Source organism: Adhaeribacter arboris, from assembly GCF_003023845.1.
GTDB lineage: Bacteria > Bacteroidota > Bacteroidia > Cytophagales > Hymenobacteraceae > Adhaeribacter > Adhaeribacter arboris.
Map to the genome: position 1 here is coordinate 6,493,917 of NZ_PYFT01000001.1, position 13,205 is coordinate 6,507,121.

The 13,205-nt window shown below is 45.5% G+C and carries 10 protein-coding genes; all 10 read left to right on the plus strand.

Annotated features, from left to right (window positions below; genetic code table 11):
• Window positions 1-375 precede the first annotated feature (375 nt).
• The 10 genes from AHMF7605_RS26275 to AHMF7605_RS26315 all read left to right on the plus strand — a co-directional run bounded on the left by AHMF7605_RS26275 (window position 376) and on the right by AHMF7605_RS26315 (window position 13,130).
• A complete protein-coding gene (locus tag AHMF7605_RS26275; protein ID WP_106932919.1) occupies window positions 376-2,847 on the plus strand; it encodes a glycoside hydrolase family 95 protein in 2,472 nt (823 codons plus the stop codon).
• Between the two features lie 136 nt (window positions 2,848-2,983).
• On the plus strand, window positions 2,984-4,729 hold the full coding sequence (locus AHMF7605_RS26280; RefSeq protein WP_106932920.1) for a glycoside hydrolase family 43 protein: 1,746 nt from the start codon (window positions 2,984-2,986) through the stop codon (window positions 4,727-4,729).
• 28 nt (window positions 4,730-4,757) lie between these two features.
• Window positions 4,758-5,999, plus strand: a complete 1,242-nt coding sequence (locus AHMF7605_RS30670; RefSeq protein ID WP_233219260.1) for an alpha/beta hydrolase — start codon at window positions 4,758-4,760, stop codon at window positions 5,997-5,999.
• Window positions 6,000-6,114: 115 nt separating this feature from the next.
• On the plus strand, window positions 6,115-6,318 hold the full coding sequence (locus AHMF7605_RS30675; protein ID WP_233219261.1) for a hypothetical protein: 204 nt from the start codon (window positions 6,115-6,117) through the stop codon (window positions 6,316-6,318).
• Complete coding sequence (locus AHMF7605_RS26290; RefSeq protein WP_233219262.1) at window positions 6,315-7,244, plus strand: alpha/beta hydrolase-fold protein; 930 nt, start codon at window positions 6,315-6,317, stop codon at window positions 7,242-7,244. Before AHMF7605_RS30675 ends, AHMF7605_RS26290 begins: the two co-directional genes overlap by 4 nt.
• A gap of 82 nt (window positions 7,245-7,326) precedes the next feature.
• Window positions 7,327-9,243: an alpha/beta hydrolase-fold protein gene (locus tag AHMF7605_RS26295; RefSeq protein ID WP_106932921.1), complete on the plus strand. Its 1,917-nt coding sequence runs from the start codon at window positions 7,327-7,329 to the stop codon at window positions 9,241-9,243.
• Window positions 9,244-9,713: 470 nt separating this feature from the next.
• Complete coding sequence (locus AHMF7605_RS26300; RefSeq protein WP_106932922.1) at window positions 9,714-10,742, plus strand: sensor histidine kinase; 1,029 nt, start codon at window positions 9,714-9,716, stop codon at window positions 10,740-10,742.
• Window positions 10,708-11,490 carry a LytR/AlgR family response regulator transcription factor gene (locus tag AHMF7605_RS26305; protein WP_158267627.1) on the plus strand — a complete coding sequence of 261 codons (783 nt, stop codon included), beginning with the start codon at window positions 10,708-10,710 and terminating at the stop codon, window positions 11,488-11,490. Before AHMF7605_RS26300 ends, AHMF7605_RS26305 begins: the two co-directional genes overlap by 35 nt.
• A 135-nt stretch (window positions 11,491-11,625) precedes the next feature.
• Entirely contained in the window at window positions 11,626-12,300 is a 675-nt protein-coding gene (locus AHMF7605_RS26310; protein WP_106932924.1) for a hypothetical protein, read from the plus strand.
• A 383-nt stretch (window positions 12,301-12,683) separates the two neighbouring features.
• On the plus strand, window positions 12,684-13,130 hold the full coding sequence (locus tag AHMF7605_RS26315) for a carboxymuconolactone decarboxylase family protein (protein ID WP_106932925.1): 447 nt from the start codon (window positions 12,684-12,686) through the stop codon (window positions 13,128-13,130).
• Window positions 13,131-13,205: the final 75 nt, after the last annotated feature.

The following is a 13,205-nucleotide window of genomic DNA, read 5'->3' on the forward strand; positions in this document are numbered from 1 at the left end:
TTGTTAAAATTTTATTCGGTAGAACTAAAATTTTTTGCTTTTTTTATAATTGTTGTTTTTACACTTTAAATAAAGTGGTTTCTTTTTAAAGTTTGTACAAACAAATGTAATCCTTTAAATCATGTTCCCATCCATGTTCTTAAACAATGCAGAGATGTAGGATAAGGGTAGTTTAATAATGAAAATGGTCTAGGATTTAAAATTAGAGGTTTCACATGTACAATTCCTAATAGGATAGATAGCATCTGTTTTTAGAAGAAAGAGAACAGGAAAACTGATAAATTCCTTCGATGGTGTAAATGAAATATTGAAAAAATATCGGGGTAAACTAAATTTTAAAATTGATCGCTACCTAAATACTTTACGTGTATTCCTATGAGAAGCATACTATTGTTTTTTTTACTTTTAAGTACCTTCGTCGGCTTTTCCCAAACTAAAACCGGTTTAAAGCTGTGGTACAAAACCCCGTCGGGCACTACCTGGGAAAATGCCTTACCCATTGGCAATGGCCGGCTGGGCGCCATGGTTTACGGGAATGTAGAGCAAGAAATTATTCAGCTAAACGAGCATACCGTTTGGAGCGGCAGTCCCAACCGGAACGATAACCCGATGCCGCTGGATTCTTTAGCCAGAATTCGCCAATTAATTTTTGCCGGCAAACAAAAAGAAGCCGAAAAAATAGCCAACCAGGCTATTATCACCAAAAAGTCGCACGGGCAAATGTTTCAGCCGGTGGGTAATCTGCAGCTTACCTTCAGCGGTCACGAGAACTATTCTAATTATTACCGGGAACTGGATATTGAAAAAGCGGTTACGAAAACTAGCTACACGGCCAATGGCGTAACCTATACCCGCGAAGCCTTAGCTTCTTTCCCGGACCGGGTAGTGGTGATGCGCTTAACGGCCAGTAAACCAGGTAGTCTTTCTTTTAACACATCCTTTACCAAGCCCTTACCCAAAACCGTCGTACAGACCACCGCTGCCAAGGAGCTAACCACTGCCGGTACCACCTCGGACCAGGACGGGGTAAAAGGAATGGTAAATTTTAAAGGCATTGCCCGGATTAAACTGGATGGGGGCGCCCTTACCACCAACGATACTTCGCTGATTATTAAAAATGCCAACACCGCTACCATATACATTTCCATTGCCACCAACTTTAACAATTACCACGATATCAGCGGCGACGCTAACAAACGGGCAGCCGATTATTTAAATAAAGCTTACCCGAAATCTTACGCGGCTATTTTACCGGCGCACGTTGCCGCCTACCAGAAATACTTTAACCGGGTAAAGCTGGACCTGGGTAGTACCGAATCCGCCAATTTGCCCACCGACGAACGGTTAAAACAATTTGCTACCGTGAATGACCCGCAGATGGTAACCTTATATTATCAGTTTGGCCGGTACTTGTTAATTTCTTCGTCGCAGCCGGGTGGGCAGGCGGCTAACCTGCAGGGCATCTGGAACAATAAAGTGCGGCCTCCTTGGGATAGTAAATACACCATTAACATTAACGCCCAAATGAATTACTGGCCCGCCGAAAAAACCAACTTGGCGGAGTTGCACGAACCCTTTCTGCAATTGGTAAAAGATTTAGCCGTTACGGGCCGGCAAACGGCCAAAGAAATGTACGGGGCCCGCGGCTGGGCCGCGCACCACAACACCGATATCTGGCGGTTTACCGGAGCCATTGACGGCGCTACCTGGGGCATCTGGAACGGCGCCGGCGGCTGGACCAGCCAGCATTTGTGGGAACATTATTTATACAGCGGCGATAAAGCTTTTCTGGCCTCGGTGTACCCGGTTTTAAAAGAAGCTTCTACTTTTTACGTGGATTTCTTAGTCGAGCATCCTACTAAAAAGTGGCTGGTTATCAACCCCGATATGTCGCCGGAAAATGCCCCAGCGGCCCACCAGAACTCCTCCCTGGACGCGGGTACTACCATGACCAACCAGATTGTGTTTGACATATTCAGCACCACTATAAAAGCGGCCGAAATTTTAAAAAAAGATGTTGCTTTCGCCGATACCTTAAAACAAATGCGGAAACGTTTGCCCCCGATGCAAGTTGGGAAGCACGGCCAGTTACAGGAATGGCTCGACGATATTGATGACCCGCAGGATAAGCACCGGCATATTTCGCACCTTTACGGTTTATACCCTTCTAACCAGATTTCGCCGTACCGTACCCCTCAGTTATACAGTGCCGCTAAAACCACATTAACGCACCGCGGCGATGTGTCTACGGGCTGGAGTATGGGCTGGAAAGTAAACTGGTGGGCCCGATTACTGGATGGGAACCACGCGTATAAATTAATTCAGGCGCAGCTATCACCGGTAAAAATAAGTGAAAGACAGTTTGGAGAAGGTGGCGGTACTTATAATAATTTATTTGACGCTCACCCGCCCTTCCAGATCGACGGCAATTTTGGCTGTACTTCCGGCATTACCGAAATGCTGCTGCAAAGTGCCAACGGCGAAGTGCACTTAATTCCGGCCCTACCGGATGTATGGCAGGCTAGTGGCAGCATCAGCGGTTTGCGGGCCATTGGCGGTTTCGAAATTGAAAGCCTGCAATGGAAAAATGGCCAAGTGGTAAAAGCAGTGGTTAAATCTAAACTGGGCGGAAATCTGCGGTTGCGGGTGCCCAATGCGCTTGCATTAGCCGGTGGCACCTTGAAAAAAGCTACTGGTACCAATCCTAATTCTTTTTACTCCGTGGAGGAAACACCTGCCGCCTTACTAGCTACCCAAGCCACCATCACTCCGGTGAATTTAAAAGAAACGTTGCTGTACGATGTGCCCACACAGGCCGGTAAAACTTACACGTTAACCGCGCAATAAAGCCTTTTTTTTTAAAAAAAGATACTGGCTTTCCGGTGCCCCCATAATTAATTGCCATTATGACAATTAATTATGGAGTACTTTATTGTATTTTTTACAATTACTCTTTACATTGCTTGATAGCTTCATGTAAATAATGAAAAATCACAGGTTTAATTTTGCTTTTTTGCTCAAGCCCTATTTAGGCGTATTTCTGGTTACTATTTGCTACGCTTCTTCCGCTTTCGCGCAAGGCACCAAAAAGAGCGCCAAAGATGCTCCGGTTTTCTCGCAGTTTTCTTATAAAGGCGCCGACGCTATTTACCAGAACAATCCGCTGCAGCCCGACGAGTTTTATACTCCTATTCTGCAAGGCTGTTATCCCGATCCCAGCATTGTGCGGAAAGGAAAAGATTATTACCTGGTAAATTCTTCTTTCGCCATGTTTCCGGGCGTGCCCATTTTCCATTCCCAAGACCTGGTAAACTGGAAACAAATTGGCCATGTCCTAGACCGGACTACGCAGTTAAAAGTAGAAACCTCGGGTATTTCGGCCGGCGTGTACGCGCCTGATATCAAATACAACAAGAACAACGATACTTTTTACATGATCACTACCCAGTTTTCCGGAGGGATGGGGAACATCGTGGTAAAAACTAAAGACCCGGCAAAAGGCTGGAGCGACCCGGTGAAACAGCAATTTAACGGCATTGACCCCTCGCTGTTTTTCGAGGATAACGGAAAAGCCTACGTGGTACACAACGATGCGCCGCCCAAAGGTACCGAACAGTACGAGGGCCACCGGGTAATTAAAATCTGGGAGTACGATGTGCAAAAAGACCAGGTAGTAGCCGGCACCGACAGAATTATTGTGAATGGCGGTACCGATATTACCCAAAAACCCATCTGGATTGAAGCGCCGCATATTTACAAAAAGAACAACCGCTACTATTTAATGTGCGCCCAGGGCGGTACCGGCGATAACCACACCGAAGTAATTTTTTCCAGTGACAACGTAATGGGGCCTTATATACCCGCTAAAAACAACCCGATTCTCACCCAACGGTATTTTCCGAAGAACCGGCCGAACAAAATGGACTGGACCGGCCACGCCGATTTAACGGAAGGTCCAGACGGGAAGTATTACGCCGTATTTTTAGGTATCCGGCCTAACGAAAAAGACCGCGTAAACGCCGGCCGAGAAACCTTTATACTGCCCGTAGACTGGAGCGGCGAGTTTCCGGTATTCGAAAACGGTTTGGTGCCTTTAAAACCGAAATTAAAAGTACCGGCCGGGATAAAAAACCAAACCGGGCAAAACGGTTTCTTCCCGAACGGTAACTTTACCTTCACCGACAACTTTACCGCTAAAACCCTGGATTACCGCTGGATTGGCATGCGCGGCCCGCGCGAAGAGTTTATTAGCACCGGCCAAACCGGCTTGCAAATCACGCCTTTTGCTAAAAGCGTTAAAGAAGTAGCCCCTATTTCGGCGTTGTGGTACCGGCAGCAACATAACAATTTCGAAACCACGGTAACTTTAAAATACGCGCCCAAATCCGAAAAAGATTTGGCCGGACTGGCTTGTTACCAAAGCGAAAAATTTAATTACGTGTTAGGTCTTACTAAAAAGGGCAACGAAAACTACCTGGTGCTGGCCCGCACCGAAAAAGGCAACACCACCATGCTGGCCAGCGAAAAAGTGGATGTTCGGAAACCCATTCAGTTACAGGTATTGGCGCAGGGCGATGATTATCAGTTTGGTTACAGCACGGATAGCCAAACTTTTAAAAATATCGGCGGTACCGTTTCCGGGGATATTCTTTCCACCAATGTAGCCGGTGGGTTTACCGGGTCATTGATTGGTTTGTACGCCACCTCTGCTAACGATATTCAGCCATAATACATCATCCACTCCTAAACTATAACCCATGAAAATTAAAATTTTAGCAAGCTTAGCGGTTGCTGCCTTCACCAGTAGTTTGGCGCTGGCGCAAGACCAGGCCGCCGTAAAAGACGATTTTAAACCGTCTGCTTTTAACCAGCCCTTTCAGGAATATCCCCAGGTAAACTCCCAGGGGTATGTCCGTTTCCGGATAGTAGCGCCCCAGGCCGACAGCGTGCGTGTAACCCTGGGCTTGGGCGGTCGGGGCGGGACCCGATTAACCAAAGGCGCGGATGGGGCCTTTACCGGAACCACCGCCGGTCCGATGGATGAAGGCTTTCACTACTACCACTTAGTCGTGGATGGCGGCATTTATAATGATCCTGGCACCGGCAACTTTTATGGCTCGCAACGTTGGGAAAGCGGTGTGGAAATACCAGCCAAAGATCAGGACTTTTATGCCTTGAAAGATGTGCCACACGGCCATGTGCACCAAGTACTATTTCCTTCCAAAAGCACGAAAACTTCCCGGGTTGCTAATGTGTATACGCCGCCGGGGTACGAAAAAGGCAATACCAAATATCCGGTATTATACCTGCAACACGGGTGGGGTGAAAATGAAACATCCTGGGCGATTCAAGGCAAGACGAATCTGATTATGGACAACATGATTGCCGAAGGCCGCATAAAACCATTTATCGTGGTGATGACCTATGGCATGACGAATACCGGTGGTAGACCAGGACCACCACGTCCGGCGGCCAATGCCACGGCGGCGGGTACCACTCCGCCGGCAGCTGGTGCTGCTCCGGCTCCACGTCCTGGTATGGGCGCACCTGGTGTAGTGCCCAATGGCGTAACAGCCGGCGAACCTACGGGTGTGGCCGCTTTTCAGACAGTTTTACTAGATGAGTTAATACCTTACGTGGATTCTCATTTCCGCACTATCGCGAACCGCGACAATCGGGCCATGGCTGGTCTTTCCATGGGCGGGTTCGAAACCCACACAATCACTTTAAATAAACCAGAAGTTTTTGGTTACTGGGGATTAATGAGTGGGGGTAACTATAAGCCGGATGAGCTACAAGGCAAAATGAAACCGAAGCTTTTGTTTATTACTTACGGTAGCAAAGAAACCCGCGGAGCCGAAGCACTGCCCCAAGTGGAAGCGGATTTAAAAGCGGCCAGCTACAAAGTAAGCACTTATGTTTCTCCGGGAACCGCGCACGAGTTTCAAACCTGGCGCCGTAGCCTTTACCAAATGGCTCCGCTGCTATTTAACAAATAATTAAACCTGAAGCCAACCTTCATCAAGCAAGTGCTTTGTCTATTATATTTTCAATGACAATACCTGTCACCATTTTGGCTCTTTTAAATTTTTGTGTTTACTACCTTGTAACATCATGCATAAAAAGCTTCTCGTAAAATTACTGTGTCGGGTAGCCCTATGGGCTATACCCAGCCTGGTTTTGGGTCAAGGTATTAATACGCCCGTTGTAGTTTCGCCCGAAGTGCACCCGGACAATACGGTTACCTTCCGGTATCTGGCGCCCGCAGCCAAAGAAGTAAAATTAAACGCCCAGTTTGAAAAAAACCTGTATCAATGACCAAAGACGCGGCCGGAATCTGGAGCGTAACAGTTGGTACCGTTAAACCCGATATGTACCCGTACAGCTTTGTGGTAGATGGTACTACAGTGGCCGACCCTAAAAACTCCGCCATTTTCCCCAACGAAGGTTTTCAGAACAGTGTCGTGGAGATTACCGGTAAAACGCCTTTGGTACATACGCTGCGAAATGTGCCGCACGGTACCCTGGCATACCGCTATTGTAATTCCAAGGAATTAGGTACCCGACCGGTCGTGATTTATACGCCGCCGGGTTACGAGAAAGAACAAGTTATGAAATACCCAGTTTTTTCCCTCTTGCACGGCACCACCGACACCGAAGAAACCTGGACCAAAGTAGGTCGCGCTAACCTGAACCTGGATAACCTGATTGCCCAAAGTAAGGCGCAGCCCATGATTATTGTGATGCCTTACGGTCGGGCGTATCCGGTAATCAGTAAATCGTCTGGTAGCCTCCGGAATTGGGAAAATCTACAAGAATTTAAAAAAGACTTCCAGAATAACCTGCTGCCTTTTGTGGAGCAAAATTATCGCGTGAAGAAAGACAAGAACAGTCGGGCCATTGCCGGCTTTTCGGGCGGTGGCGGCGAAACCTTGTATTTGGGCCTGAACAATCCGGAAATGTTTGGCTGGGTTTGCGGTTTTGCACCGGGCATGCTCAAAGAAGAATTCGACCGCAACAATGCCGTGGCCTTTGCTAATCCAGCGCAAACCAACCAACAGTTAAAATTATTTTGGATTGGAGTAGGGAAAGAAGATATGTTGTACCCGGTAGTTACAGATTACCTGAAAGTGCTGGATGAAAAGAAAATCAAACACGAAACATTTATTTCGGAAGGCGGCCATACTTGGATGAATTGTAAATTGTTCCTGGCTAGTTCTTTACCGCAATTATTTAAGAATTAAATCGCTAAAGTCTTTCGGGTACCGCTGAGGCCAGTATTACCGGGATGTTTTTTAAAAGTCTGCTAAAAACTAATCAATCAACATGAAGCATTTTTATACCCTACTTGTTGTTTTTCTGCTGTTGAGTGGAGCCGCCAAATCCCAGAACATCGAAAAAGAAGCTCCCCCGGATTTCGACGTGGTACAACCCTCTATAGCTCACGGGAAAATAGACACCATTACCTACGATTCTAAAACGGTGGGTACCAAACGCCGGGCTTTAGTATACACGCCACCCGGATATTCCAAAAGTAAAAAATACCCGGTGCTGTATTTATTACACGGCATTGGCGGCGACGAGAAAGAATGGTTGAAAGGCGGGCAGCCCCAGGTAATTCTGGATAATCTGTACGCCCAGAAAAAAGTACAACCCATGATAGTGGTGCTGCCGAACGGCCGGGCCATGAAAGACGACCGGGCCGTAGGCAATGTTTTCGATCCCGATAAAGTGCAAGCCTTTGCTACTTTCGATAAAGATTTACTCAACGACTTAATTCCGTACATCGAGAAAAAGTATCCGGTGCGGAAAGAACGGGAAAATCGGGCCATTGCCGGCTTATCGATGGGCGGCGGACAATCTTTAAATTTTGGTTTGGGTAACTTAGATAAATTTGCCTGGGTTGGTGGGTTCTCTTCGGCGCCTAACACCAAAAAACCGGAAGAACTAATGCCGAGCCCCGCCGAGGCGAAAAAGAAATTAAAACTACTCTGGATTTCCTGCGGCGACCAGGATGGCCTGATTACCTTCAGCAAGCGCACCCACGATTATTTATTTACCAACAATGTACCGCACGTGTATTACGTAGAGCCGGGCGGGCACGATTTTAAAGTCTGGAAAAACGGATTGTATATGTTCTCGCAGTTCTTGTTCAAACCGGTGAATACGGCCGCTTTGAACAAGTACACGGTTTTAGGTACCCCGGCGGCCACCAACATCCGGTCGGCGAAGTACCCGCAAATTCTGCCCGACAATCGGGTAGTTTTCCGGACGAAAGCGCCCGAAGCGCAAAAAGTGCAGATTGATCTGGGTAAAAAGTACGATATGGTAAAGCAAACCGATGGTTTCTGGGAAGTAACCACCGATTCTATCGGCGAAGGTTTTCATTATTACTCTTTACTAGTAGATGACGTGGCCCTGGCTGACCCCGCCAGCGAAACGTTTTACGGTATGGGTCGGCAGGCCAGCGGCATTGAAATCCCTTTCCGGGGTGGTGCGTATTATGCCGAAAAAGAGGTGCCCCACGGCGAGGTGCGGATAAAACGCTACTTTTCGCCGGTTACCAATTCTTGGCGGCGGTTTTACGTGTATACGCCAGCGGGCTACGACCAAAATACTGCCGAAAAATATCCGGTACTGTACCTCTTGCACGGCGGCGGCGAAGACGAACGTGGCTGGGCCACCCAAGGTAAAACCGACTTAATCCTGGATAATTTAATTGCCGATAAAAAAGCCAAACCCATGCTGGTAGTCATGCTCGATGGTAACATGGGCATGTCCGGGTTTAATGAAAATGCTTTTAAAGTTTTTGAAAACGAGTTAAAGCAGGCCGTTATTCCTTTCGTGGAGAAAAATTACCGGGCTTTACCGGATGGTAAAAATCGCGCCTTAGCGGGCTTATCCATGGGTGGTCTGCAAACCTTACACGCCGGCATGCGCAATACCCAATTATTTAACTATTTGGGCGTATTCAGCTCCGGCTGGTTTAGTAACCAACCCGCTTTATCTAATCCACAATACGAATTTATTCAGAATAACATGGCCACTATCAACAACAACCTGAAACTGCTGTGGGTAGCCATGGGCGGCAAAGAAGATATTGCTTACCAAAATTGCAAAGAAATGCTCGCTAAGTTTGATCAAATGAAAGTAAAATACACCTATACCGAATATCCGGGTGGGCATACCTGGCCCGTATGGCGGAATAACCTTTATAATTTTGCCCCGCTTTTGTTTAAATAAAAAAGTAAGACTGAATAACAAGGGATATGGTTAAAGAAGCGGCTTGATTTGGAGAAAAAGTTAGAGTATCTCCGGTATTCGCTCCAAGATTTAATTGCTGGTAGCTGATTTTTATAAAAGAGGAGTGGGCCTTGTGAATCTACAAGACGGGACTAATACCGCTACTTCCACCGAATATTTTACCTTTAACATGCTGCTTCTTTAGCCGAGTTTCTATAGGAGATCATTAAAAAAGGATCAAAGCTGGCTTAGTAGAGGCCAAAGCACGTGAGCTGGCAGGAAGGAAACCCGGTTTTTTAACGCATTTCGCCCAAGAAAAAAGCGAAGTTGGCAAGAGTACTTTTGGGATCAAGTAAAAGGCCGGAAGAAAAAGCGAAGATTCAGGGTATTTCCTGGGCTACTTGTTTTCGTTACCTAGATTGTACGGCTACAGAAGAGAAATAATGACAAAGCAGTTTAGCCGGTAGCACATGAATCGTATCATCCAGGTAGTAGGAATATCTTTAATCATTGGAACCGTTTTCGGGCTCTATTTCTATTGGACTAATCCAAATAAGAGTAGCGTTATTATTTTAAATTCTATCTTTTCCAGTGTCTCTATCGGTTCCCTGATGATGTTGTTTATCTACCAACGGCAGGTAGTTTTGCGAGGTATCCGACTGGAATCGCTCCGGCTATTGGGGATGATGCTGTTGCTGGTACTAGCCGCTATTTTAGGTACCGAGTTAGCGCATTGGTTGCGGGAAGTGGTGCTGTTTCATCGGGAATTTCACTTTACCCAAAACCAGAACATTTACTTTCTAAACATTATCATTGTATTTGTTACGGGCATTCCCATTTATCAGCAGGAAGTTTGGAAAGAACATACGAATGCTAGAATTCAAAAACAGCAATTTGAGCTCCTGCAGTTAAAGCAACTCCAAACGCAAACCGAACTGGAAATGCTGCGAGCGAAAATTAATCCGCATTTTCTTTACAACGTTCACAACACGATTGCCGGACTCATCTATTCTGCTCCCGGACAGGCCGAACAAATGGTGCTGCTTTTATCGAAGTTCTTCCGCTTTACGCTGAACAAAACCAGCAACACCTTTCATACGGTGCAGGAAGAAGTAGAGATTAGCCAGACCTATTTAAAACTGCAGCAAATTCGTTTTGGAGAACGGCTGCAAACGCGCTGGGATATTGCCCAAAATTGTACGAACGAACAAGTGCCCTCCTTTATGCTGCAGCCCCTCGTGGAAAATGCCGTTAAGTATAGTATTGAACAAGTGCCCGGTCCCGGTAAAATTGACGTACAGGTTTTTAAGGATAATGAATGGCTGGTGTTGCGGGTGGCTGATGAAGGACCCGCTTATAAAGAACCCCTCCCATATGGTTTTGGTTTACAAAGTATCCTGGATAAGCTTAACCTGCTTTACCCTGATAAGTATACTTTTACCCTTCATAATCATCCCGATAAGTATGTCCAAATCCGACTTTACTCCCCGGTCACTTAAAAGAAGCGTTCTGCTGGTAGACGATGAGGCGATTGCGCGACACCGGTTACGGCAACTCTTGCAACCTTACCATGCCCAAATAGAAATAATTGGCGAAGCGAGTAACGGCGATGAGGCCCAGCAACAAATAGAACGGTGGCGGCCTGATGTCGTGTTTTTGGATATTGAAATGCCGGGTAAAAGTGGCTTGCAGGTAGTGAAAGAATTGCAATTCCAACCTTTAATCATATTCGTAACGGCGTATGAACAATATGCCATAAAAGCCTTCGAAGAAAATTCTCTGGATTACTTGCTCAAACCCGTAGAACCAGAGCGACTAGCCCGGACCATTCAACGGTTGTTCGAGCGGCAGCAACCAAATCCGCTCTCGCCGGCTCAGCTACAGGCACTCTTGGAGCAATTACAGCCAGTTAAGGAATTGAAAGTAATTCCGGTAAAAACGGGGGAGCAAATTATCCTGGTGCCAGTAAAAGAAATTGTTTTTTTAGAAGCGAAAGATAAGTATGTAACCGTGCATTTAGTAAAGAAAAAGTATTTGCTGGACCAGCCGCTTTCGTATTTAGAAGAACGCCTACCCGCGGATTTTATCCGGGTTCAACGCGCTTACCTTATCAATCAAAATCACATCCAGGAAATACGCAAATACTTCAACGGGGGCTTCGTCTTTACCATGGCCGATGCCGCGGCAACTACCATTAAAAGTGGCAGTACCTACCAAGGGGAATTAAAGCGGCTGTTCGAAATTTAAGAGATAGTTCTTTGTATTAATTCCCGGAACCTGTCCCTTTTATTTAGTAGTTCATCCTCTTAAACCCAGCGTTCATCTGATTAAACTGGATGAAGGCGCCTCTTTTAGCTTTACTTACGGGGAAAAAGTTAAAATATGGAAACTTTACACCGCCTCAACATTAGCTTACACATCCTAGCGGGAACCTTGGCCTTAATTACGGGGTTCGTGGTACTCTTTCTGGCCAAGGGAAATCAGAAGCACATTCGGTACGGGCGTTATTTTCTTTGGACTTTAAGTGTCGTTATTCTCACGGGTTTATTTGGCGTTATTGTTTTTAGAAGGAATACTTTTTTACTAATTATTACGCTTTTAAGTGGCTATACAGCTTTTAGTGGCGTGAGAACGCTGCGCTTAAAAGGCCGGAGGCCACAATTACTGGATGGGTTAGTACCGGTAGGGATAATGAGTGCCGCCGGCTATTACCTCTATTACATTCAATCTATTGGTATGTTTTGGGCGCCTGTTATCATCTATTCAACTCTGGGAGCACTCTTTTGGGTAACTCTCTATGACTTAAGTAGATTTTTTCTTTCCCGGGTCACGCGGCAAAAGCTGTATATAACGGAGCATATCTATAAGCTGGTTAGCTCTTTCATTGCAATTACTTCCGCCTTTACCGGAACGGTTTTACCCCAATATCAACCCTATAGTCAAATTCTACCCACGGTTTTTGGCATTACTTATATCGTAGTAGCGGCGGTTTATTTCTATAAAAAGCCTTTAAATCGGCCGGTTTGCCTTCCTGTTGCTGATAACCAGCAAGTATAAGTTTGATTTACCTGAATTAAAGGAGCCTTTACTAAACGTAAAATGAGCAAACTGTGAAAGGAATTTTAACGGGGAGTAACAAATAGAACAGTAAACAAAAAGTTCTGACCCTAGCCAGAGCTTTTTGTTTACTGTTCTATTTGTAGGTAATGCTCACGCACTTGAACTTACAAAGGGGAGAACATAAACTAAGGGGTTAAATCCTCTTAGTAATAGGGTGTACCAACGGGGTACAATTTACCGTAAGAATACTTATCCATTTTAAATGGATTAGAAGAATGAACTAAGTATACCCAAAAGTAAAAGCCGTTCTTAAACTAGTTTAAGATTTATTTACTTTTCGTTTTTGACCTTTGTAGTATCAAAATTTAATTCTATCAAAAATGAAAAGAGTAAATATTAACCAAACCGAACCGCAAGCCTATAAAGCCATGTACGCTTTGGAAGCTTATTTAGCGACCACCCAATTAACCAAAACGCACAAAGATTTGATAAAAATTCGTGCTTCTCAAATGAATGGCTGCGCTTATTGTATTGATCTCCACACCAAAGATGCCCTTAAAAACGGCGAAACCCCGCAACGTATTTTTTTACTGAATGCCTGGCGAGAAACGGATTTATTTACGGAGGAAGAAAAAGTAATTTTAGCCATTACAGAAGAAGTTACATTAATACACAACCACGGATTATCCGAGGAAACGTACAAAAAGGCAGAACAAGCTTTCGAGCCAAACTATATTGCCCAAATGATAATGGCCGTAGCAGTTATAAATGCCTGGAACCGAATTGCCATCAGCACGCACATGACTCCTGCTCCTGCATCATATTAAAATAGAGGTGATATTGTGGGTAGCTGAATCCAGATTCCTGGTATTTATCTGCCCAGCTTTTTTCCTTTAAAAATG